This is a genomic window from Fibrobacter succinogenes, assembly GCF_902779965.1.
Taxonomy (GTDB): domain Bacteria; phylum Fibrobacterota; class Fibrobacteria; order Fibrobacterales; family Fibrobacteraceae; genus Fibrobacter; species Fibrobacter succinogenes_F.
The window spans coordinates 83,609-105,732 of the sequence record NZ_CACZDK010000026.1; the positions used below are offsets into that span (position 1 = coordinate 83,609).

Here is a 22,124-nt window from a genome sequence, read left to right on the forward strand (position 1 = left end):
GGCTTGACGCGAACGCAGTGAGCGCAAGCCCGAAGGGTCAAAGGCCAGCCGCGAAGCGGGGACTGGACTTTGACAATCCCTTTTCCCGCTCTAAAAAAGAGAACCACCTACAAAGGTGGTTTTCTTTTTTATATCGTAATCTGGACGAGGACCCGAGAAGAGGGGCCGACTAAACAACGAGATGCACGAAGTGCCTACGAGTTGTTTAGGATTTATCGCGCAGCGATAAACCCGTAGGGTGGCTGGACAGCCTTGCGTAAGCAAGGTGACTGGCCAAGCCATCAATCCCGTCGCCCGCTCAAAACAAAAATTTTCACTTTTTTCTCCACACACCCCTTTATAACTACAAATTTTATTTCTATATATGGGCTGTCCTCGCGGGAATAGCTCAGTTGGTAGAGCACGACCTTGCCAAGGTCGGGGTCGAGATAGCTCAGTTGGTAGAGCACGACCTTGCCAAGGTCGGGGTCGAGGGTCCGAGTCCCTTTTCCCGCTCTAAAAAAGAAAAACCACCTACAAAGGTGGTTTTCTTTTTTATATCGTAATCTGGACGAGGACCCGAGAAGAGGGGCCGACTAAACAACGAGATGCACAAAGTGCGTACGAGTTGTTTAGGAATTATCGCGTAGCGATAAGCCAGGCGTTACGGGCTGGCGCCTGAAGCCCGTTAGAAGGGGTAGCGCCCCTTCGGCAAGCTCAAGGACCGTGGTCCGCCGAGAATGCCGATGGAAGCGAGGGGGAGACTTCCCCCACCCACCCTATTTACAACTTTATATCAGAAAGTCTCGTACTCTCGACCCTATCAAATTCCAGCTGGATTTCGGCGGAGGGTTCCTTGGTCAAGAGGCTCACGACGACGATTGTCACGAAGGAAAGGATAAAGCCCGGCACGAGTTCGTAAATCTGGAAGATTTCGGCGGAGAATCCGGAGAGGTAGAATTTCCAGATAAACGTTGTGAGGCCACCCACGAGCATACCGCTAATTGCGCCAGCGAGAGTCGTACGTTTCCAGAAGAGGGCGAGCAACATAATCGGGCCAAAGGTCGCGCCGAAGCCACCCCAGGCAAAGCTCACGAGGCTCATCACCACATCAAGGAAGCTCTTGCCGTGCTTCACGCCGTCGGCACTTGGAGCGCCCTGCATAGCGACAATCACTGCGATAAGCGTAATCACCACGACCACACCGCGGCTCACCCACATCACTTCCTTGTTGCTTGCGTTCTTGCGGAACAGGTGCTTGTAAAGGTCGTTACTGAATGCAGATGCGGACACGAGAAGCTGGGAGTCGGAGGTACTCATAATCGCAGCGAGAATGGCGGCCATGAGGATGGCGGCAATCGCCGGATGGCAAAGAGCCTGGCAGAGGACCATGAAAATGCGTTCCGGGTCATCCACGGTGATGCCGTGAGCCGTCACGTAATAGCGACCGAGGAGAGCAATCATCACGACTGCAGCAAGGCAGATAATCACCCAGGTCATGGCGATGCGGCGAGAATCCTTGATTTCTTCGGCGTTCTTGATGGACATAAAGCGCACGAGGATGTGCGGCATGCCAAAGTAGCCAAGGCCCCACGAGAGGCTAGAAATCAGTGCGATAAGACCAATGGACTTGCCCGTCGTTGCGTTCGTGAAAAGGCTCATCAAGTACGGATTCTGGGCGTTCACCGCATCCATCGTCGGTGCAAAACCGCCAGAGCCGCTCATGATCATCAGCGGAATCACGAGAACCGCGATAAGCATCATCGAAGCCTGGATGAAGTCTGTCCAGCAAACGGCAAAGAAGCCGCCCATGAACGTGTAACTCACCACCACGACCGCACCAAGGATAAGGCCCGTCGTGTAGTTCATTCCAAAGATGGTTCCGAACAACTTAGCGCAGGCGACAAAGCCCGAGACCGTGTAGAACAAGAAGAACGCGAGAATGAAAATCGAGGCAATCACGCGGATGATGCCCTTATTGTCGCGGAAACGGTTCGAGAAGAAATCCGGGAGCGTAATCGAGTCGCCGCAGAAATGGCTGTACTTGCGGAGCCTGCGACCGACGATTTTCCAGTTGAAATACGTGCCAACCACAAGGCCGATACCGATCCAAGCTTCGGAAAAACCGCTCACGAACACGGCACCCGGGAGGCCCATCAGCATCCAGCCGCTCATGTCAGAAGCCTGGGCGGACATGGCGACCACCCACTTGTTCATGCCGCGGTTACCGAGGTAATAGGCGTTCAGGCTGTTTGCCTTGCGAGAGAAATATGCTCCGATGCCAAGCATCATCATGAGATAAAGGATAAAGACGACTAACGTCATGAGAACTCCTTATTGTTTTTTATAAAAAGTAAAAAAGAAACTTGATGGATCCCCTACGCTTCGCTCCGAGGATGACCGTTTCGGGAACAGCGACTTTACAATTCTTGACCACTTTACAATTCGCGGAGCTGGCGGTTATAGACAATACGCTTGCCTTTTACGCCATCGGTGGCGCAAACGTGGTCCACGGGAGGCTTGAGCAAGTTTGCCACAAGATGCGCGGCAACGGTTTCTGCACGCACCGGGCGGAAATGCGCCGGCACCCATTCCGGGTGCGCCCCAAAAAGTTTCTGCATCAATTCTTCGCCAAAGCGTTTGTCTTTATGTTTACCCAAGAGCAACGAAGGACGAACGAGCGTAAGCGACTCGAAGCCCATCATTGTAAGGCCTTCTTCGAGTTGCCCTTTCAAGCGATTGTAAAAGAAAGGCGATTGGGAATTTGCGCCCATGGAGCTAATACACAAGAAATGCTTAACGCCCTGGCGCTTTGCCAAAGCTGCAAGTGTCAGCGGCAAACGCAAATCGATTTTTTCTTGGGCTCGTTTGCTCCCGGCCTGCTTGAGCGTTGTCCCCAAACAGCAAATCACGGCATCGCAACCGCTAAAGTTCGAACAAACGCTAGACGCCCACTGTTCTTCGGGGCGCGCGTTCAACAGTTCGTCAAAATCGACAACATCAAACTTGAATTTAGAGGCCCCTTGCAAAACGCCCCATTGCCCTAAATCAGGGACTGAGCGCACCGGGCAATAAACACACTCAACCTCGTCCAACCGAGCAAGCAGTTGCAAAACATTTTTACCGACAAGCCCAGTCGAACCAAGAAGAGCGACCTTCATTAAACACCTTCGTCGACTTCGTCTTTAGGAATCATCCAGCCAACTTCATCACCACGAACCGGAAGTGCCGTAATAACACCCGCTTCATCGACAATGACAGCGATTCCCGACAGGTAGTTAACCCAGCGGAACGGAGAAACATGCGCCTTCAAATCAACGGTCCTATTAGAGACAAATGCAATCAGCGGTTCCACCAACATGTCATGGCTAACAAGCACACTGACACGCTTCCAATTCGGCATATTCGCTACAATAACTTCGTTGACAAACTGGTTTCCACGCGGATAAAAATCATGGAAATACGAAACAATAGCAGAAATAGTAATACGATCACCATAAGAATACTGAGCAATATACTTTAGATTACCGCCCCTCTTTGAAACAACAGAATCCAGCGTACTACTGGGCACCGTCAAGAAATAACCGCCGTCAATGCCGTTCCAAGTTTCGACAACAGCACCTGCTTCACCGCGACCAACCGCAATATTCTCGCAAGTTGTACGTGTACGCACAAAATCAGTCGATGCATAATAGAACGATTCTTCGCCAACAAGCTTTGTACCAAGAGTCTGCGCCATCTGGACTCCGATTGGAGTCAGTTTCGATTCTACTCCCGTATTTTTCTTTTCGCGTTTGGAATGACGAATCACAAATGCAATCTTGCTCGTCTTGGGCACAGCCTTGTAGACATCGCCCATGTCGTAGAAACCGTCAACATCCGGTGCAAGCGCGAGCGCACCCGGAGTAGTCAGAAAAGTAAAAGGACCATTTATTATGGGCGTTACAGCTGAGCTCGATGACAACACCACATCAAACGAACTCGAACTTGCCTGATTATCTGGAATTTTTTGAACAGAAGAACTCGATACCGGAGTAAAAATATTTTCGCTAGAAGAAGATTGATTTTCAACCGGCTGGCTTATCGGTTCTGCAACACTCGACGACGAAACAATAGCCGATGACGAAGCAACACTCGACGACGAGGCAACAGCCGTGTTCGGAGCGGACGGGAGCTCACTAGATTCGCCACAACCGGCAAAGAAACAAAGCCCGGCAAAAAGGGCGCTCACAAGATACTTGGCGGAAAGATTTTTCATAATCCAAAATTCCTCATATACTAACATAGAAATTTAGATTATTCCCTAAAATTTTCTCGTAAATTTTTATAATTCTGACAAAAATCTGCCCAAAAGCGCACAAATCATGTGCACCATCACAAAAAAGTGCATTTTCGCTCCAGACTTCTCAAAACTATTTATATTTAGCACATCACTTTTATCAGAGGCTGGATGTTATCTAGTAAATATTGGTTCATTGTTTAGGGCCTTGGAAGACGAATGTTTTCAAGGCGGTCTTCCAAGGTGATTGTGCCGATTCACACAAAAATTTTGGAGATAAACAATGAAAAAATACAATATCCGCACGGAACAACCGCGCGACTTTAAAATCGTCGAAAATCTCACCCGAGAAGCATTTTGGAACGTTTACCGTCCCGGCTGTGTGGAGCATTTTGTTCTCCACCATTACAGGAACGACCCAAGCTTTATCCCAGAGCTCTCGCTCGTCATGGAAGATGACAGACAAATTATCGGACACGTGATGTACGCGTGGTCGAAAATCGATGATGACGACGGACGCAAAATCCGCATGATGACCTTCGGTCCAATCAGCATCCACCCCGACTACAAACGGCAAGGATACGGCAAGGCTCTCCTCGACTATTCCATGGAACTCGCGCGCAAGATGGGCGCAGGTTGCCTGCTCATCGTCGGAAACATCGGATTCTACGGCAAGAGCGGATTCGTCCCCGCTTACACCAAGGGCATCCGCTACGCCGACGACCCGAACAGCGACGCGCCATACTTCTTGTGCAAGGAACTCGACGAGGGATTCTTGGACGGAGTGACAGGCTCGTACAAAGACCCCGAGGGCTACTTCGTGACCGAGCGAATGCCCGAAGAATTCGAGAAGTACGAAGCAAACTTCCCACCTAAGGAAAAGCTAGTACTCCCCGGACAGTTGTAATCAAACGCTTTCCCCGCAATAACGAGATGCGCCGCAACGCACTCGGGATGCGCGGAAAATAGCAAAGGCAGCTCGCGTGCGCGGGCTGTTTTTTTTCAATCAACAAAGCCAACTATAAAATAGACCCCCAAAGATATTATTAAAAATATTACAAGAAAACAATTCTTACACATACAACGAATTCGCCAAAGAAATTAAGAAAACACGAGAAACCGTTCATAACAAACTCAACAAGCATCAAAAGTTCGATCTAATCCGCAAAGTCGAAGCCAACGAGTTACTCTACCGTTGGGTACTTTCATACGCGGACAGCGCCACAGTCATCAAGCCTTATTCCCTCCGCAAGCGCCTATACGACTTTTCAGGCTTCCTATACAGCACTTATTTCCGGAAATAGTTTAATTTTATTCACTAAAAGCGCGATTTTTATCACATAGCCCTGCCAAAAACCATAAAAATATGTGCTTCGCCCCAAAATCTCGTAAAAATTTCTAAACTTTTATTGGGTTAAATAACCAACACCAGGCAGGTTAGATTTATGGCTAAAACAACCAAGAACGCAAGTGATATTACCGTGCTCGGCACCGATGCGGAAGCATTCCGCAAAGCATTCACCGACCACATCCACCACACGCTCGCCCGCAGCAAATACACGGTGACGGACCATGAAAAGTTCCTCGCCGTTGCATACGCCGTGCGTGACCGTCTTGTCGACCGCTGGATCAAGACGCAGAACACCTATTACGAAAAAGACGTCAAGCGCGTCTATTACTTATCTCTCGAATTCTTGATTGGCCGTACGCTCGGCAACTCCGTGTTGAACCTCGACGTCGAAAGTGCTGTTACAGAAGCACTCGATGAAATCGGCATGACGCTCGAAGAACTCCGCGAACAGGAAGTCGATGCAGGTCTCGGTAACGGCGGTCTTGGCCGCCTTGCAGCTTGCTTCCTCGACTCCATGGCAACGCTCGAACTCCCGGCTACCGGTATGGGTATCCGCTACGAATATGGTATGTTCAGCCAGAAGATCGTGAATGGCGAACAGGAAGAACAGCCGGACAACTGGCTGCGCCTCCCGAACCCGTGGGAAATCGCTCGCCCGGCTAACGCTATTAAGGTTCCGTTCTACGGCTACGTCGTGAGCTGGATGGACGAAAACGGTCGCCTCCGCAACCGTTGGGAAACGAAGGACTATGTTATGGCTCTTCCGTACGACACGCCGATCCCGGGTTACAAGAACAACACGGTGAACAACCTCCGCCTCTGGAGCGCCAAGTCCGCCGACGACTTCGGTCTTAGCTATTTCAACAACGGTGACTACATCGCCGCTGTGCAGGACATGGAACTTTCCGAAACTATTTCGAAGGTGCTCTACCCGAACGACGCTTCGATGAACGGTAAGGAACTGCGTCTCAAACAGCAGTACTTCCTCTGCTCTGCATCTTTGCAGGACATCATCAAGCGCTTCAAGAAGCTCCACAAGAACGACTGGAAGATTTTCCCGGAAAAGGTCGCTATCCAGTTGAACGATACGCACCCGGCAATTTCTATCGCCGAAATGATGCGCATTCTCCTCGACATCGAAAATCTCGAATGGGACGAAGCTTGGGACATCGTGACGCACACGTTCGCTTATACGAACCACACGCTCATGCCGGAAGCTCTCGAAAAGTGGCCAGTTAGCTTGTTCGAAAAACTCTTGCCGCGCCACCTCCAGATCATTTACGAAATCAACGCTCGCTTCCTCCGCATGGTTTCCATGAAGTGGCCTGGCGACAACGCTCGTCTCGCTCGCATGAGCCTTATCGAAGAAGGCGGCTGCAAGATGGTCCGCATGGCTTACCTCTCCATCGTGGGTTCGTTTGCCGTGAACGGTGTGGCTGCGCTCCACTCCGACCTCCTCAAGACCACGCTCTTCAAGGACTTCTACGAACTGTGGCCTGAAAAGTTCAACAACAAGACGAACGGTGTTACGCCGCGTCGTTGGGTCCGCAAGGCTAACCCGGCCATGTCCGAGCTCATCTCTTCTAAGATTGGTGAATCTTGGGTCAAGGATTTGGACGATTTGAAAAAGCTCGAAAAGTTCGCCAAGGACGCCGATTTCCAGAAGAAATTCATGGAAGTCAAGAAGCAGAACAAGGAACGCCTCGCCAAGTACCTCAAGGCAACGCAGAATGTCGATGTCGATACCAACACGTTCTTCGACGTGCAGGTCAAGCGCATTCACGAATACAAGCGCCAGCTCTTGAACATCCTCCACGCCATCCACCTCTACATCCAAGTGAAGGACGGCAAGGAAATCATGCCGCGTACCATCATGATCGGTGGTAAGTCCGCTCCGGGTTACTGGATGGCTAAGCAAATCATTCGTCTTGCAAACGCTGTCGCAAGCATCATCGATGCAGACCCGGCATGCAAGGGCAAGCTCAAGATGGTGTTCCTCGAAAACTACCGCGTGTCTTTCGCCGAAAAGATTATCCCGGCAGCAGACCTTTCCGAACAAATTTCTACCGCCGGTACCGAAGCTTCGGGTACAGGTAACATGAAGTTCGCTTTGAACGGAGCTCTCACCATCGGTACGCTCGACGGTGCTAACGTGGAAATGAAGGAAGAAGTCGGCGACGACAACATTTTCATCTTCGGTCTCACCGTTGAAGAAGTGACGGACCTTCTCGCCAAGGGTTACCGCCCGCGCGACTTCTACGAACACGATGACGATCTCCGCCGCGTGATTGACCTCATCGCTTCTGGCTTCTTCAGCCCGGATCATCCGGAAACATTCAAGCACATTGCAGAAAAGCTCCTGTCGCATGACCCGTACATGCTCTGCGCTGACTTCCGCAGCTATGTGGATATGCAGAAGAAGGTTGCTGAAGCTTACCAGGACAAGAAGCACTGGGCAGAAATGGCAATTCTCAACGTCGCTCGCATGGGCAAGTTCAGTTCTGACCGTACCATCAAGCAGTACGCCGAAGAAATCTGGAACGCCAAGCCGTGCAGCATTACGCTGTAATTAGTAGGCAGTAGGAAGTAGGCAGTGGTTAGTAAAATAATCACAGCTCCGCTGTCTGGCTAGACTAAAAAAGTCCGCGATGAGAGTCGCGGACTTTTTTAATGATGAATAATTGTTTCGTTTAGGATGACACTGTAGAAATTGTCGCGAGCTTTACAGCATCGGCAGCACTTTGCGCGGCGCGCCTTCCCCATTCAGAACAAGCGCCAGCCATTAGCTTCAAGAAAAATTTATGCTCATTTTCAAGCGAATCCGAAATGTGAACGACTTCTCCATTTTCGCTATGCGGCGCAAGGCTTACAGAATAATCATATGCGGGGGATTTCGCTGAGCGAGCAAATTCAACAGAAATCGTTCGCACATCAATATCGCTATTTCGATCGACAATAAAATCGAGTTCGGTCCCTGCAAGAGCATTCTTCACAACATTAATTTGCATTTGGGCTCGATCACCATTTTTAGAAATCGCAAATTTCGTCACTTTCAAATCGTCATAGCAAAACATCGAAAGGCAAAGGCTCAAGTCGTGAACAAGCAAATCCAATGCAACATTCACATCGCGGCAACGCGCAGAATACTTGTGTTCACGGCGAAATTCCAAACGCACAGGAGTTTCCACAGAATCTACAACACTACTAGTTCCGCCATTTAGCAATTTGAGTTCAGCCTTCAAATGCTTACGGAAATTAAGGAACACCGGATTGAAACATTCCGATTGTGCCACAAAAAGAACAACATTATTGCGAGTCGCCAAATCAACCAATTCTTGCGCAGAGTCGCCCGTTATCGCAAGCGGTTTTTCCACGAATACCGAAATTTTCCGTTCAAGGCAAAGTTTTACATATTGATAATGCGTTGTCGCCGGAGACGCAACAACAGCAAAATCAATCTTTTCATTAGAAATAAATTCTTCAACTAAAGACGATTTAATATTTCCCGCACCGTCCAAATCTTCCAAATCAAATATTTTAACAAATTGCACACCGGACTTTTCAAAAAAATTTCGATGACGTTCGCCCATGGTGCCATATCCAAATAAAACAGCCTTGTAATTTCTATTCATAAACACAACTATCCCCAAAAATTTTATAGACTTTTCCGTTCGGCATTCTTTGCATTTTTTTCCATGTACATTCGCTTATCAGAAATATCCATAGCCTGCATCAAGCTCATCAAAACCGATTGAACTTCGCAATAGCCAAACGAAACACAAATAGGTTTGCCTTTAAGAAGTAACGTATGCGAAACTTCGTTCATGTTATCAATATATTTTTTGCACTCTTCTTGCGTCGTATTCGGGAGAATCGCAAAGAACTCGTCCCCGCCCATACGGAATATCACAGCCTTTTCAGGGAGTCCCACGCGGAACAGCGAGGCCGTAAGCCGAATCAATTCATCGCCAATCGTATGACCGTAAGTATCATTAACCGTTTTCAAGCCATCACAATCCGCAGATATTACGCATAAAGGATACATATTCGGCTTCATGAAATTGGTAATCCATTCATCCAAATAATGCCGATTGTACAGTCCCGTCAACATATCGGTGTGAGCATACTTTTCAAGTTTTTTTTCAAGCAAAACTTTTTCAGTCACATCATTGATAAGTCCGACGATGCCAATAATATTCCCATCATCATCACGCACAGGATTTTTAATCAATTCAAGGTATTCCGTCACTCCATCTTGATTAATTTCGATAACGTAACTAACGCCCTTGCCCGTGCGAATAATTTCGCGATCCTGCTCCATCGCCAGTTTCGCATTTTCCTTATCCTTGCGAATTTCCAAATCCGTTTTACCGGCAATATCCCAAGACGGGTCCTCTGCACCCTGAAGATGACGCCAATAATGTGTCGAAAAAACATAACGGCACTCGGTATCCTTGAAGAAAATATTAGAAGGAATCTCTTTTAAGATTCTCTTAAACAAGTCATAATCTATTTTTATCAAATTCATGGCCTGCTCCTTCTTCACCAAGGCGTCTTATCAATTTAATTTAGTATTCAGTATAGACTATTGCAACTGGTAGCGCTAAAGATTTATATTTGAAAATGGAATATTTAAGGGTATTTGCACCGCTATTGAGGTTTTTATGGATATTAAAAAAACAAATGCTGCACGTATTTTAGATCGTCAAAAGATTTCATACGAACTTATTCCTTACAAGGTCGATGAAAACGATCTCGGCGCACAACATGTCGCCGATAGTTTGGGCGAAGACATCAACCAAGTTTTTAAGACCATTCTTGTGCACGGGGATAAAATTGGCTACCTTATCTGTGTGGTGCCGGGAAATCTCGAAGTGGACTTGAAGGGTGCCGCCAAAGTGAGTGGCAACAAGAAAATCGACACCGTGCCGCTCAAGGATCTGCCCCCGCTAACAGGATATATCCGTGGCGGTTGCAGCCCGCTCGGACTCAAGAAAAACTTCCCGATTTTCATTCACGAAACAGCAATGCAGTTCCCGTACATTTACGTGAGTGCAGGAGAGCGCGGGCTTCAGTTGAAAGTTGCGCCAGCGGATCTAATCAAAGCGACACGAGCCACCGTTGGTTCAATCGCTCGCGTCCACCCGGAAGATCCGGACGCAAAATAATTTACAACAAAGGAAGGTTTGGTTTATGGTTTGTGAGTTAAAAAGCTTTCGCAAAAATATTGCGACGGGATTCGCCGTGGTAGGAATCGCTACGTTGTTTGCATGTTCTGGCGACAAAATTTGCGAGCCGCCTATACCGCAATTAGAATCGTCTTCGTCAAGCGAGGATTCTCTTAGCAGTTCTTCTCGGATGCTTTCGAGTTCTTCGAGCACAACTTCGACGCAACTCAGTTCAAGCAGCAATGACGCGCGAAGCCGTTCATCATCTTCATCTGTCATTCCCGCATCGAGCGCGAATTTTCCCTCAAGTTCTAGCGAAGGAACAATTGAAAGTTCCGCAACATCATCAAGCAGCATAGATGGCGGATCGATGCCCGCCGTGACGAGTTCTTCAAGCAGTGCCAAAACAGTATCATCGAGTAGCGCAGAACAAGTCGCGCAATACCTCTGGCACGATGAATTCGATGGCGACGCCATTGACAATAGCAAATGGATTTACGACATTGGCACGGGCTCAAGCGGCTGGGGCAATAACGAAAAGGAATACTACACAGACCGCAAAGAAAACGCCTACATCAAAGATGGAGTTCTGCACATTCGCGCTCAAAAAGAGAATTACAAAGGCGCACAATACACTTCGGCACGTATGCTTACCAAGGGCAAATTTGCATTCAAGTACGGCACGGTAGAAGCGCGCATTGCACTCCCGACAGGCAAGGGAATTTGGCCCGCCTTCTGGATGCTCGGCGAAAACTTCGACACCGTCGGGTGGCCCGCATGCGGCGAAATCGACATCATCGAAGCCGTCAACAGCGAGAACATCGTCTACGGCACAAACCACTGGGCAAACGGCGCCGAATATGCCACCTATGGCAACAACACCGGAAACTACCGCAATCAGAAATTCGAGCTTGACATCACGCAGTTCCACACGTACAAATTCACGTGGGATGAAAAATACATCCGCATGTTCGTGGACGATTTTATGTATCACGAAATTCTAATTGAAAACAATACCGGCGACACCGAAGAATTCCACAAGCCATTCTTCTTCTTGCTAAACGTTGCCGTCGCTGGAAACTGGCCCGGCTTTGAAGTAGACGATTCGCAATTCCCGAACGAAATGCTCGTAGATTATATTAGAGTAGGAAGTAGGAAGTAGGACAAATGCGTAGGTCGAGCGTCGTGGTCAACTTTGCTTGGACATGACCGAGGCCAGCATTTGGCACTTGAACGAAGTGAAAGTGCAAGTAGACGGTAGGCAGGAGTTAGTGGTTAGTAGGCTGAAGGGCGTTTGTTGAGGCGTCATCCTGAGCAACGCGATTATCTGCTATAACAAATTTTTTAAATCAATACACCTTACTTCTTGAGGTGCGTTTTCGCTGTTGTTCTTAATGCAATAGGCATAACGGTAACCATCATGCAAGTCGATTTCGCGGAAAGTATATTCCGGGCGCTTTTCATCGTGGTAAAGCGAAATATTTTCGTTTTCATCAACGCTCAAGGCAAACATATCCGGCATTAAGGACATGCCACGCCCTGTTACTTTCATATAACATTCTTTGAGCGTCCAAAGCCTATAAAACGCTTCCGACTGCGCCGGAAGCGATTCAAAACTTTTAATCCACGCGGATTCTTCGGGCTTAAAAAAACGTTCGGCAAGTCGCCCACGATCGCCCTTTATAATTTCGACATCGCAGCCCACCTCGAACGGCGAAATCACGGCCATCACTCGCTCGCCGGAATGAGATAAATTAAATTGTACATCAGGAAAATCCTCTAAGAACGGTTTTCCATTTTCACCATACGCGATATGTTCATCGGCGCCATCAAGCCCGGCCTCTTTGCACGCCAACTGGAGCAAAAGACCTACCCCAAGCGACTGCATTTTGCCCTTATCAAACTTAAAGGACCTTGTTTTTTTTTGACGATATTCGGGGATTTTCTTCAAAAAGCTTTCAAAAACGGAAGCATCCTTCAGAATTGAAATATCAGCGATGTAAATTCGGGTCGTTTCGAGCACAAAAAAAATATAAAAATATAACGTTCTCTCTTTTATTTATATAGTTTAAATAGGAACTACAAAGCAAGGAGAAAATCATGTCCAAATACAAATGCGAAACCTGCGGCTACGTTTACGACCCTGCAGTCGGTGACCCCGATAATGGAATTACCCCAGGTACCGCCTTCGAAGATTTACCAGAAGATTGGGTCTGCCCCATTTGCGGGGTCGGCAAAGAAGAATTCGCAAAAGAAGAATAATCAAAAGTTTCTAGTTTGAACCCGCCGGAGGCATTACAGCCTTCGGCATTTTTGATGCATTCAAATTTTGTATTTTTGCGTTATCCCCAAAACAGGATTCAATTTTTATGATGAACCGTCTGCAATAGTCCTTTTTGCAAGTTTACTAGTCAGCTGCTCCGATAGCGGAACATCCTCGAATGATTCTAACAATTTTTTCATGAACGAAGATGAAAATCATGCCGGCATGATGCGCGTAACAACAAACGAATCATCGACCCAAATGGGATCTAAACTGACCGTCCATTTTTCATACGATTTTTCAATCGACAAGCACGAAGTCACTTGCGGAGACTACTCCAAGCTCATAAAGAAAACTAATTGCGACGATCCCGAATTGCCTATAACCAACGTCACTTTTTTTGATGCAATACTTTTCGCCAACGAAAAAAGCAAGAACGAAAAACGAGACACAGCCTACAGCTACACGGCAGCAACATTCGATTCCGAGGGGCATTGCACCAACTTAGTAGGCTAACATTCCATGCCGAACGAGACGCTTACAGACTCCCGACCGAAGCCGAATGGACACTCATCGCCTCAAAGAACTGGGATCCGCAAAAAGGTTGGAACGCCAGCAATTCCAATTACAAATTACACAAGCCCTGCACAGCAAATTCAAACGAAGACTTTTGCGACCTTGCCGGAAACGTCATGGAATGGGTAAACGACTGGAAGGGAACCCTTCTCGATACATCCATAACAAACTACGCAGGCGCTCCCGATGGAGGCAACATCGGTGAACGAGTTTTAAAAGGCGGAAGTTACCGTAACGAAGCAGCAGCTACACTAGTTGAAAATCGCGGCGATGTTTACACCGTTACATCTTCAACAAAAGCTGAATACGTTGGGTTTAGGCTTGCATTCGGAAAAATTCCGGACGCCGTTTGGATGGATGCTCAGGGAAGCACAACCTCAAGTCCTATAAACATACTCAGACATCAGCCCAGCTGAAGAAAACGACTCAGACATATCAAAACAAACTTGTTTTCCGCATCGGAGAAACAGGCAACATAGCTTTCGTCAACTTCGCAAATGCGACCCCTACGGTCAAGGAAATACACGACACTCTCAATGCATACCACCCCACGCTTTCACCCAACGGAAACTTCATCGCATTTTCAACAAAGTACGAAGGCATCTCTGGAAAATCGCAGCTCTACGTTCGCCAACTAAATTCCATTGAAGCTGATAAAATAAAACTCGATGTAGAAAGCGCCGCAATTCCGCGCTGGCGTGTAGTCGGAGCAGACACAGAAATCGTTTACGTTTCAAGCACCGAAAGCAATTCCGATGAAGTCTCTTGGAAAAAAGGCAACACATGGAGCGTTCCTTTCGCCAACGGAAAATTCGGAAAACCGAAAAAACTTTTTGACGGAACATTCAACGGGGGCGTAAGTTCTGATGAAAAGTTCGCTATTTCTGGCGCAAGGCTGCTCCGCGCAAACGTAAACGGCAAATATGAAACGTGGTACAACAAAGAGCAAGCATGTAACGCTTCGTTCTCGGAGCTCACAAAACAAACCTTATTCCTAGACTTTGGAGGAAAAACGGGAAAAGAATTTTCCGGCAACAAATATACCACCCACGAGCAGCTTTTAATTGCAGACAGCACCGGCAAACTCATAAAGATGATTCCCGCCCCCAAAGGTTACACATTCGACCATACAGAATGGGTTCGCAACAAAGAACACCTCGCTATAGCAACACTCACTGACATTAATGGATTTCATCCTAAAATTGTTCTAATCAACACAAAAGATTCTAGCATCACAGAAATCGCAAATGGCTCTGAATTATGGCATCCAGACTTTTGGACAGGCAAGCAACAAAATTTCGAGACAACACTTGACTTAGACAGTGCTGGTCAATACGAACTCAACACACCCTTCACAGATCATAGAGTCACAACAATGACACGCTATGATATGGAATTGCTATACAAGTACCGCGATTCCATCAATGTTTTAATTTCCGGTTCATCTAGACCATGGACAGGAATAAATCCTATGATTTTGAACAACTCCCAGAAGGGAATTTTTGCAATCAACACGGGAAACTCTGCCGTAGATTTATCCGTTGCAAAAAGAATTTTCTTCGGATACGGGAAAAGCCTCTTACCGAAATTCAAGCTCGCAGTAGTTTCATTTGACATAGATATTTTATTCCAGCGCTACAATATAGAGCCCAATTACTGGGATCTTGTTTACAGACACACTCCGGGATTTGCTTACGACGAGTCTCATGAATTTTGGGACAAAGGATATCCCAACGGCTTATACGAACTCACTTGCGACGCCTACAGTATTAATAGCGAAAAAAAATCGGTGCAACAAGACATGCTAGGATTTGTTCATTACCCAACTGACGGTTGGCAAGGAAACCCAATTCTAGCCGACACCACCTACATGGACGCTTTCAATAAAAATCCAGCAGACATGCTGCTTGAAGAAGTTGAAGATTTTATCCAAGAAGCCCAAAAACATAACATCTACCTCATCGGAGTCATCTTCCCGCAATCTCCAGACTACAAAAAGACCGGAGCCTTCGGACTCTATGGGCTGCGCAGATCCGTAGCCAAGGAAATGATTGAAAAAATTCGGAAATACGAAGAAAAGTACAAGAACTTCAAACTGATGGACGAAAATAAAATGGGCAATCACGATTACACAGATGAAATGGCAATGAACAGCGACCATCTTGCAATCAGGGGGGCAGAACAATTGACAGTGCGCTTGGATTCCGTGATTCAAACTTTAAAAATCGATTGGAACAAATAGAACGATGCCGGCCTCAATGACCGGCATTTTTACAAATACAAATGACGTTTATGATTTCCCGAAGCGTAATAAACTTTTTTGTCTTCATACATGCGTTTGTCAATTTTTTTGAGAATTCGATCAACGCTACATTTGGACAAATCAAAAACACCACAGCCAATTGATGCGGAAAGCTTATATTTTTTTTGGCTATTTTGGTTGAATTCATCTAGATTCTCTTTGATTTGCGCTTTACATTTTTCAGCAACTTTCTCTTTTTCCGTATTCAACAAAATCACAAACTCGTCACCGGCAAAGCGAATCACAGTCCCTTCTGCGCCCACCGTTTTCTCAAGAATATCAGCCAACATAACAAGAGCTTCATCACCTTGAGAATGTCCAAAATTATCGTTGATGCTTTTAAAGCCATTCATATCTAGCATCATCATCGTGATTTTCCGTTTGCGTTTCAATTCTCCCGAAATCTTTTCCAAATAATAACGGTTATAAAGGCCTGTTAGTTTATCGATAAAAATATTTTCATTTTGCAGAGCCAACATCAAATTCGTGTACCCCACAGCAATGCCCACCCAAATCGTTGAAATCCCATAAAAAAACATTTGCAGACATACACAAATAAATATGGGCCAGACAAATTGCAAAACCGGGTAAAACTTGATTCCCCCGCTTCGAAATAGACTAATCAAATAAATTATCACACCGTCTGCCATAAGAACAACCTCAAGAATATTTTTAATCATGAACCACGGACCGCGAGCATAAACGTTATTTTCATCAATTGAAAAAATGATGGGAACAAAAAAATTCACAATCATCATCAACAAAATGACACCGGAAATAGACAGTATGAAAACACGCTGGAACTTTGAAATCGAGCCATAAATATGCAAAGATATAAGCATGACCCAAAGCGGCCCAATCGCCACATTCGCAATAAATAAAATATTGCTCGAAACGTAGCTCAATACCCTAAAAAAATTACCAGGGCGACCATCGACCGAAAAAGCAATAATATCCGCAACGCACGCGGTAAGAACCAGAACGATTACCCCAAACAAAACTTTATCTTCGTTATGTTTCTTTTGCAGTTTCCATGCGCCACTAAAAACAGCACCGAGAATCAAAAAAATTCCCAGCATATCCGCAATGTAGACTTCAACTAAATTGACTTCTTGCATAAAAGGCCCCCCGCCTGATATCAGTCTACCTTTGATTTTACATTTTTTTGCGAAAAAAGTCAAATAGAAAAACGCAGGCTCGATGAAGTCTGCGGTCATGTCGAGGAAGTTTACAACTTCGCATGTAGGTCTTATGGGCGTCCCCCACACTATCGTGTGGGTCGGGCTATATTTTATGGGTTGTCCAGTTCACTCTGTTCCCGCCCAACCTCATAAAACGGCGCCACAGCGCCGCCCCAAAGGGGTCACTATCCCTAACGCGAATTTCAATAGTCTGCAAAATCATTACAAAACTTATTCAAGGTAATCACAAAGCGTACAATACCATTGTATGACAAAAATCCACTCCGTTTAGATTTTCGCTATCCCAAACAGACTTTAGAACTAAAATGTTTCTTCAAAAAAAATTTCTTAGCAAGCCATTCGTAAACAAAATTTTCCTTTAAGAAATCACTTATTTCACACAACATTGTTTTATATTTAAACACCTTTTTCTACAACTTAAAAGGAGGTTTGATGAAAAAGTATGTCGTGACGGCGTTTGCACTCTGTGCAACGACGCTTTTTGCTGACGAATCATTTGGAGGAATCGGTCTTGTCGTACAAGACGGAAACATAGGCTTAGGTATTGACGCAATCATTCCTAACACACCTGCAGCAAAATCAAATCTAAAGTCTGGCGATTTAATTATTGCCGTTGACAATCAAGAATTGCAGGGGCTAACTTTTGAACAGAGCATCAGTTTGTTCCGCGACGTAAAGAACAAGCCTATCGTTCTTACATATATCAGCGATGGCGATACTCTTCAAGCAACACTTCGCCGAACAACGATTACGACAAAACAAGTGTCTTCAATTGACGCAAATGTCGGAGAAATCAACGGAAAGAAATACATTTCCACATTTGAACTTGGCGATGACAACTACACCGCCGTTTTTCTAGACAGTTCTTCGCCTACATTTAAAGATGACAATTCCAAGCAAAAGGGTAAACTTAGTGGGCTTCGTTTGTTGCAAATACAGGATAACATAATCAGTTATGAAAACACAGCCAACGGAAAGACCTTTTCCACGGACTTGAACGGTAAAACTCGTAACAAATGAGTATAGGAGAAATTTTTTCAATGAAAAAGATATATTTCTTAGCTTTAGGAGCACTACTTTCAATTTCTCATGCGCAATTGATTGTCAGCGAAAAAATCTATCAGCAAATGGACGCACGAGAAAATCCGCGTGTCCTTATGAAAAGCCAGAAGGCTGTTTCGCAAGACTCCTACATTTATACGATTGCAGGATCACACGACTTTAAATCGGGGAAAAATTTTCAAGTCAAAAAGCTTGATGATTTTCATCGTTTTACCGTAAGCAAGAAAAACAAGAAGAAACGCCCCCTTGCGTCTGAAAACGAAATGCGCATACGCGCCATGGATGACATCAAGTCTATTTTACCCAAAGATGTCGCTGACTCCTGCGCCATAACGTCTGTAGGCTATGAATACGAACAACGAGACTCCAACAAGCCAAGAGTTGTTGGAAGCATGATTATGGCTCATAGAAAACTTGACGGCGTTCCGGTAAGGGGAAGCTCTTATGTGCTAATGAGTTACGATTCCACAGGAAACTTGTCTTATATGGATGTTCAATGGGATAAATACAACAAAGTTCCAGCGAAAAGCACTGTAGAGAAAACAAAACGGAATAAAATTCACAGAGAAGAATTCAATGAACTCATTGAGTCCATCTCCCAAGATTTCAAAGAAAAAGAACTTCGAGGAAGTTTAGACAACTCAACACAAACTTTAACTGCCCTTGAAAACGAAAACGGGGAAGTGATGTTGGTTCCAAGCGTCACCTTTATTGGTCAATATTCAACAATGGATAGCGATGAAAGCCTCCCGATGACATTCGATATACCGACAGACGCTTCACTCGTTCCTGTAAACAAGGCTATCGTTAGTAAATAGGAGAATTTATGAAAAAACTTGTATTATTACTAATCCTTTTTGCATTTTGCATAGCAAATGCCGTTGACGCAAATGTTCCCTCTAAATTTTCTGTTGTAACATTTGCAATTAGCGAATATGAAGACAACTGGCCATCTAAAGAAAAATTACCTTTAGCTAAAAAAGCAGCTAGTACCCTTGTTAATTCATTGAAAAGCAACATCAGCGACAAGTATTCGTCTAAAGTAAATTTTTCTTCAAAACAATACGAAGATAGTCAAGTCACCGTAGATCTGTTTAAAAAAGAAACCGACAACTATAGTTTTGTATTTTACAACGGACACGGAAATGTCAATAGAATAACAATGTGGAAAAAGAATACTCGTATTTATAACACGTCAAAATCATTTGGAGGAAAAACATATTGGGCCTTAATCAACTCTTGTCTTGTTTTTAAAAACGGAGAGGCTGATCAAGACCCCTGGTTTAACGGAATTCATTCAATTCTTGGATTTAGTTCAAAATCATACTGGTTTTCCAAATCATACAGTTGCGGTTTTCTCTATTTAAGTACCTGCCACCGATATTCATATTACACAGAAAGAGACTTTGCATCAAACTGGATTTCTGGGAAACAAGGCATTGCAATGGCATTTTTTAATGCGGTTTATAAAAACATCCATAAAGAAGGAGGCTACAATGTTGAACCTAAAATAGTTTATCGTTACGGATATGTTGATGGAAAATTCTTTGATCCATGGGAAGAAACATTCGAGAATTCTATCCAAAAACCTGTTTTTAGAAAACAAGGCGAATATACAGGCATTGGCTCTAGATGGTATACATTTGGAACACCTGATTATTAAAAAGAAGTAATAACGATGTCAAAACAAAAAGTATTTACTATTTCCGCAATAGCTTTATTTTGTACTCTTATTTTAGGTTGCTCTAGTGAATCAGATTCAGGGGAGTTCTATCACTACGATACATCTCTTGATTACAATGAACAAATCCTATCACTGGATTCGATAACGAACTGTATTATAGACAGCACAGAAACGGAATACCATTCTAGCATCGACACAATCTTTATCAGCAGCGATGGTAAGAAAACCAGTTTTACATTTCCCACATACCTGCTTTGTTCAAAAAATAATATAAAATCAATCGGAGTCTACGCTATAAAAGACACTCTAAAAATAGAACTTATTGAAAACGAAAAAACACCAGGCGTACCCCTAGATTGCCCTGTTTGGGTTTATAGTACACCGAATGGAGACATAAACGCCAAATATATACTCACTCGTTCAGGGATATATCCATTAGGAAAGAAATAATCTTTCCATTCTAAATAATTAAAAGTCCCGCAGTTTTAACATGAACTGCGGGACTTTTTTTACCTATTCCCCTTGGCTCGGTTATGCGACATAACTCACGCCCAAAATGGGCGACCGCACCGCTGGATACCATACGCCAGCAGTGCACAGCGAAGAAGAATCCGCCGCTGTCGAAATACCCCCAAACGCACTATACAGGGTATAGCGCGCCAAAGCTGAAAAAAAATGTCTATCAATAATATATTCAAAGGAGCGAGATGCCCCGTCAAGCGGAGCATCGCATTTGGGCTGATGGGCAGGGTAAGCCAGGGGTAGGCTTTCCCCTCCATACAAAAAACGTAGGCTCAAAGGAAGCCTACGTTTGCGAATGTATTTCTCTTATTGATTAACGGACGACTCTTCTGTCATCAGCAGTCATTTCCAAGAACTGGGCGACAGTCATCTGACCCTTGGGGACTCCTGCGGAGTCCTTCCCGCTCGCCTCGGTCATGCCGGTGTGCAAGCACCCCGTCGCGACACTCGGCTTAGGCGGTAATCGCCTTCCTTTCTCTTGTTGACAGCGATAACGCCATCAGCCTGTTCCTTTTGGAGTGCTGCGCACTCCCAACTGCCGCGGCTCGGCACAAACATTTAAGCGAGTAAAGCAGAAATGCTTGCATTTCTATTTTCGAGCGACATGTTTGGAGCTTGCTCAATGCCCACGCAAGCGTGGTCGCTGCTCTCGCCTTAGGCGGTTGTCACCAACAATGAAAAAAACGTAGGCTCAAAGGAACCTACGTTCGTGAATAGTATTTGGTTATTGACTAGCGAACGACTTTTCTGTCGTCAGCGGTCATTTCCAAGAACTGGGCAACAGTCATCTGACCCTTATCGCCTTCCTTTCTCTTGTTGACAGCGATGAGACCTTCAGCCTGTTCCTTTTGGAGTGCTACGCACTCCCAACTGCCGCGGCTCGGCAATGGACAAACAAGTTTGTCCGCTGCGCTCGCCTTATGCAGTTGTCGCCTTATCTCACAACCTTGCGGTCGTCAGCGGTCATCTTGAGGAAGTCTTTGACAAACATGTTGTTTTCTAAGACATCATTTAAATTTTTATTTCCGCCTTTTTTACGTTTGCGCACAGTAACATTGTTGTCGCCAGTTTCTTCTGCCAACTGTTTTTCTTTTTCACCAACAATAAGCATGTACGGGATCTTCTGGAGTTCGCACTGGCGAATCTTGTAGCCGAGCTTTTCGTTGGATTCATCGACTTCCACGCGGACGCCGGCGTTCACGAGCTCGCGTTCCACGGACTTGGCGTAGTCCACGAACTTCTCGGAAATCGGGAGCACGCGGGCCTGAACCGGAGCGAGCCACAGCGGGAAATCGCCCATGAACTCTTCGATAAGAATACCGAGGAAGCGTTCGATGGAACCCACGGCGGCGCGGTGCAGCATCACCGGAATGTGCTTCTGGTTGTCCTTACCGACATATTCGGCACCAAGGCGCTGCGGGAGGTTGAAGTCCACCTGGATGGTACCGCACTGCCAGTCACGTCCGAGGGAGTCCTTCAACGTGAATTCCAGCTTCGGGCCGTAGAAGGCACCTTCACCCGGGTTCAGAATGTAGTCGAGGCCAGCGAGCTTTGTTGCTTCGGCGAGGGCGGCTTCAGCCTTGTCCCAAATTTCATCGGAACCCACGCGCTTTTCCGGGCGGGTGGAGAACTTCACGACGATATCGTCGAAACCGAAGTCGTGGTAGATTTCCTTGACGAGGGCGCAGAAGTCAGCCACTTCGCTTGCAATCTGGTCTTCGGTACAGAAGATGTGG

21 protein-coding genes and 2 tRNA genes (1 of these 23 cut by a window edge) are annotated in these 22,124 nt (G+C 45.8%); 14 read left to right on the forward strand and 9 right to left on the reverse strand.

Features of this window, described 5'->3' with window-relative positions; all coding sequences use genetic code 11:
- Together HUF13_RS17380 and HUF13_RS12220 are read left to right on the forward strand one after the other, a co-directional pair.
- Positions 1 to 90 (forward strand) — tRNA-Gly (locus tag HUF13_RS17380); it begins 102 nt to the left of the window's first position.
- Positions 91 to 419: 329 nt separating this feature from the next.
- Positions 420 to 495, forward strand: a tRNA-Gly gene (locus HUF13_RS12220).
- Positions 496 to 762: 267 nt separating this feature from the next.
- Here HUF13_RS12220 and putP read toward each other — a convergent pair.
- The 3 genes from putP to HUF13_RS12235 all read right to left on the reverse strand — a co-directional run bounded on the left by putP (position 763) and on the right by HUF13_RS12235 (position 4,237).
- Complete coding sequence (gene putP, locus HUF13_RS12225; RefSeq protein WP_173475395.1) at positions 763 to 2,304, reverse strand: sodium/proline symporter PutP; 1,542 nt, start codon at positions 2,302 to 2,304, stop codon at positions 763 to 765.
- 113 nt (positions 2,305 to 2,417) lie between these two features.
- Positions 2,418 to 3,140, reverse strand: coding sequence for an NAD(P)H-binding protein (locus HUF13_RS12230; protein WP_173475396.1), 723 nt, complete (start codon positions 3,138 to 3,140; stop codon positions 2,418 to 2,420).
- A complete protein-coding gene (locus tag HUF13_RS12235) occupies positions 3,140 to 4,237 on the reverse strand; it encodes a histidine phosphatase family protein (RefSeq protein ID WP_173475397.1) in 1,098 nt (365 codons plus the stop codon). Before HUF13_RS12235 ends, HUF13_RS12230 begins: the two co-directional genes overlap by 1 nt.
- 304 nt (positions 4,238 to 4,541) lie before the next feature.
- On the opposite strand from HUF13_RS12235, the gene HUF13_RS12240 reads away from it, so the two are divergent.
- Complete coding sequence (locus tag HUF13_RS12240) at positions 4,542 to 5,165, forward strand: GNAT family N-acetyltransferase (protein ID WP_173475398.1); 624 nt, start codon at positions 4,542 to 4,544, stop codon at positions 5,163 to 5,165.
- 538 nt (positions 5,166 to 5,703) lie between these two features.
- Positions 5,704 to 8,178 (forward strand): glycogen/starch/alpha-glucan phosphorylase, encoded by a 2,475-nt coding sequence (locus HUF13_RS12245; RefSeq protein ID WP_173475399.1) that lies wholly within the window; start codon positions 5,704 to 5,706, stop codon positions 8,176 to 8,178.
- Between the two features lie 121 nt (positions 8,179 to 8,299).
- Here the strand turns inward: HUF13_RS12245 and HUF13_RS12250 are convergent, their stop codons facing one another.
- Together HUF13_RS12250 and HUF13_RS12255 are read right to left on the reverse strand one after the other, a co-directional pair.
- Complete coding sequence (locus tag HUF13_RS12250; RefSeq protein WP_173475400.1) at positions 8,300 to 9,241, reverse strand: Gfo/Idh/MocA family protein; 942 nt, start codon at positions 9,239 to 9,241, stop codon at positions 8,300 to 8,302.
- A gap of 23 nt (positions 9,242 to 9,264) precedes the next feature.
- A complete protein-coding gene (locus HUF13_RS12255) occupies positions 9,265 to 10,137 on the reverse strand; it encodes a GGDEF domain-containing protein (protein WP_173475401.1) in 873 nt (290 codons plus the stop codon).
- A gap of 136 nt (positions 10,138 to 10,273) precedes the next feature.
- Between HUF13_RS12255 and ybaK the strand changes: the two genes are divergently transcribed.
- On the forward strand, positions 10,274 to 10,777 hold the full coding sequence (gene ybaK / locus HUF13_RS12260) for a Cys-tRNA(Pro) deacylase (protein WP_173475402.1): 504 nt from the start codon (positions 10,274 to 10,276) through the stop codon (positions 10,775 to 10,777).
- Between the two features lie 76 nt (positions 10,778 to 10,853).
- Positions 10,854 to 11,939 carry a glycoside hydrolase family 16 protein gene (locus HUF13_RS12265; protein ID WP_304039125.1) on the forward strand — a complete coding sequence of 362 codons (1,086 nt, stop codon included), beginning with the start codon at positions 10,854 to 10,856 and terminating at the stop codon, positions 11,937 to 11,939.
- 168 nt (positions 11,940 to 12,107) lie between these two features.
- Here the strand turns inward: HUF13_RS12265 and HUF13_RS12270 are convergent, their stop codons facing one another.
- Positions 12,108 to 12,800 carry a 4'-phosphopantetheinyl transferase superfamily protein gene (locus HUF13_RS12270; protein WP_304039126.1) on the reverse strand — a complete coding sequence of 231 codons (693 nt, stop codon included), beginning with the start codon at positions 12,798 to 12,800 and terminating at the stop codon, positions 12,108 to 12,110.
- 77 nt (positions 12,801 to 12,877) lie between these two features.
- Between HUF13_RS12270 and rd the strand changes: the two genes are divergently transcribed.
- The 4 genes from rd (at position 12,878) to HUF13_RS12280 (ending at position 15,858) form a co-directional block, all read left to right on the forward strand.
- A complete protein-coding gene (rd, locus tag HUF13_RS12275) occupies positions 12,878 to 13,039 on the forward strand; it encodes a rubredoxin (RefSeq protein ID WP_173475403.1) in 162 nt (53 codons plus the stop codon).
- Between the two features lie 199 nt (positions 13,040 to 13,238).
- The gene (locus HUF13_RS17385) at positions 13,239 to 13,556 is read left to right on the forward strand and encodes a hypothetical protein (RefSeq protein WP_304039127.1); all 318 of its coding nucleotides are present in this window, start codon (positions 13,239 to 13,241) and stop codon (positions 13,554 to 13,556) included.
- Positions 13,535 to 14,032: an SUMF1/EgtB/PvdO family nonheme iron enzyme gene (locus HUF13_RS17390; protein WP_304039128.1), complete on the forward strand. Its 498-nt coding sequence runs from the start codon at positions 13,535 to 13,537 to the stop codon at positions 14,030 to 14,032. The genes HUF13_RS17385 and HUF13_RS17390 overlap by 22 nt, the downstream gene beginning before the upstream one ends.
- A complete protein-coding gene (locus tag HUF13_RS12280) occupies positions 13,966 to 15,858 on the forward strand; it encodes a TIGR02171 family protein (RefSeq protein WP_304039129.1) in 1,893 nt (630 codons plus the stop codon). The genes HUF13_RS17390 and HUF13_RS12280 overlap by 67 nt, the downstream gene beginning before the upstream one ends.
- Positions 15,859 to 15,887: 29 nt before the next feature.
- Here HUF13_RS12280 and HUF13_RS12285 read toward each other — a convergent pair whose 3' ends face one another.
- On the reverse strand, positions 15,888 to 17,036 hold the full coding sequence (locus tag HUF13_RS12285; protein WP_173475404.1) for a GGDEF domain-containing protein: 1,149 nt from the start codon (positions 17,034 to 17,036) through the stop codon (positions 15,888 to 15,890).
- A 516-nt stretch (positions 17,037 to 17,552) separates the two neighbouring features.
- Here HUF13_RS12285 and HUF13_RS12290 point away from each other — a divergent pair.
- From HUF13_RS12290 to HUF13_RS12305, 4 genes are read left to right on the forward strand one after another with little or no spacing between them, the layout of a single operon-like run.
- Positions 17,553 to 18,140 (forward strand): S41 family peptidase, encoded by a 588-nt coding sequence (locus tag HUF13_RS12290; protein WP_173475405.1) that lies wholly within the window; start codon positions 17,553 to 17,555, stop codon positions 18,138 to 18,140.
- 20 nt (positions 18,141 to 18,160) lie between these two features.
- The gene (locus HUF13_RS12295; protein WP_173475406.1) at positions 18,161 to 19,000 is read left to right on the forward strand and encodes a hypothetical protein; all 840 of its coding nucleotides are present in this window, start codon (positions 18,161 to 18,163) and stop codon (positions 18,998 to 19,000) included.
- Between the two features lie 8 nt (positions 19,001 to 19,008).
- Entirely contained in the window at positions 19,009 to 19,845 is an 837-nt protein-coding gene (locus HUF13_RS12300) for a DUF6345 domain-containing protein (protein WP_173475407.1), read from the forward strand.
- A gap of 15 nt (positions 19,846 to 19,860) precedes the next feature.
- The gene (locus HUF13_RS12305) at positions 19,861 to 20,316 is read left to right on the forward strand and encodes a hypothetical protein (RefSeq protein WP_173475408.1); all 456 of its coding nucleotides are present in this window, start codon (positions 19,861 to 19,863) and stop codon (positions 20,314 to 20,316) included.
- Between the two features lie 803 nt (positions 20,317 to 21,119).
- Here HUF13_RS12305 and HUF13_RS12315 read toward each other — a convergent pair.
- Positions 21,120 to 21,275: a hypothetical protein gene (locus tag HUF13_RS12315; protein WP_173475341.1), complete on the reverse strand. Its 156-nt coding sequence runs from the start codon at positions 21,273 to 21,275 to the stop codon at positions 21,120 to 21,122.
- Positions 21,276 to 21,322: 47 nt separating this feature from the next.
- The coding region (locus HUF13_RS12320) for a threonine--tRNA ligase (RefSeq protein WP_304039130.1) at positions 21,323 to 22,124 on the reverse strand (802 nt) is incomplete at its 5' end.

Bases quoted from the DNA above. Each gene is read 5' to 3' on its own strand.
- HUF13_RS12250 (WP_173475400.1), bottom strand. From the start codon at position 9,241: ATGAATAGAAATTACAAGGCTGTTTTATTTGGATATGGCACCATGGGC.
- HUF13_RS12285 (WP_173475404.1), bottom strand. From the start codon at position 17,036: ATGCAAGAAGTCAATTTAGTTGAAGTCTACATTGCGGATATGCTGGGA.
- HUF13_RS12300 (WP_173475407.1), top strand. From the start codon at position 19,009: ATGAAAAAACTTGTATTATTACTAATCCTTTTTGCATTTTGCATAGCA.
- HUF13_RS12295 (WP_173475406.1), top strand. From the start codon at position 18,161: ATGAAAAAGATATATTTCTTAGCTTTAGGAGCACTACTTTCAATTTCT.
- HUF13_RS12245 (WP_173475399.1), top strand. From the start codon at position 5,704: ATGGCTAAAACAACCAAGAACGCAAGTGATATTACCGTGCTCGGCACC.
- HUF13_RS12305 (WP_173475408.1), top strand. From the start codon at position 19,861: ATGTCAAAACAAAAAGTATTTACTATTTCCGCAATAGCTTTATTTTGT.
- HUF13_RS12290 (WP_173475405.1), top strand. From the start codon at position 17,553: ATGAAAAAGTATGTCGTGACGGCGTTTGCACTCTGTGCAACGACGCTT.
- HUF13_RS17385 (WP_304039127.1), top strand. From the start codon at position 13,239: ATGAACGAAGATGAAAATCATGCCGGCATGATGCGCGTAACAACAAAC.
- HUF13_RS12235 (WP_173475397.1), bottom strand. From the start codon at position 4,237: ATGAAAAATCTTTCCGCCAAGTATCTTGTGAGCGCCCTTTTTGCCGGG.
- HUF13_RS12240 (WP_173475398.1), top strand. From the start codon at position 4,542: ATGAAAAAATACAATATCCGCACGGAACAACCGCGCGACTTTAAAATC.
- HUF13_RS12255 (WP_173475401.1), bottom strand. From the start codon at position 10,137: ATGAATTTGATAAAAATAGATTATGACTTGTTTAAGAGAATCTTAAAA.
- HUF13_RS12230 (WP_173475396.1), bottom strand. From the start codon at position 3,140: ATGAAGGTCGCTCTTCTTGGTTCGACTGGGCTTGTCGGTAAAAATGTT.
- rd (WP_173475403.1), top strand. From the start codon at position 12,878: ATGTCCAAATACAAATGCGAAACCTGCGGCTACGTTTACGACCCTGCA.
- putP (WP_173475395.1), bottom strand. From the start codon at position 2,304: ATGACGTTAGTCGTCTTTATCCTTTATCTCATGATGATGCTTGGCATC.
- ybaK (WP_173475402.1), top strand. From the start codon at position 10,274: ATGGATATTAAAAAAACAAATGCTGCACGTATTTTAGATCGTCAAAAG.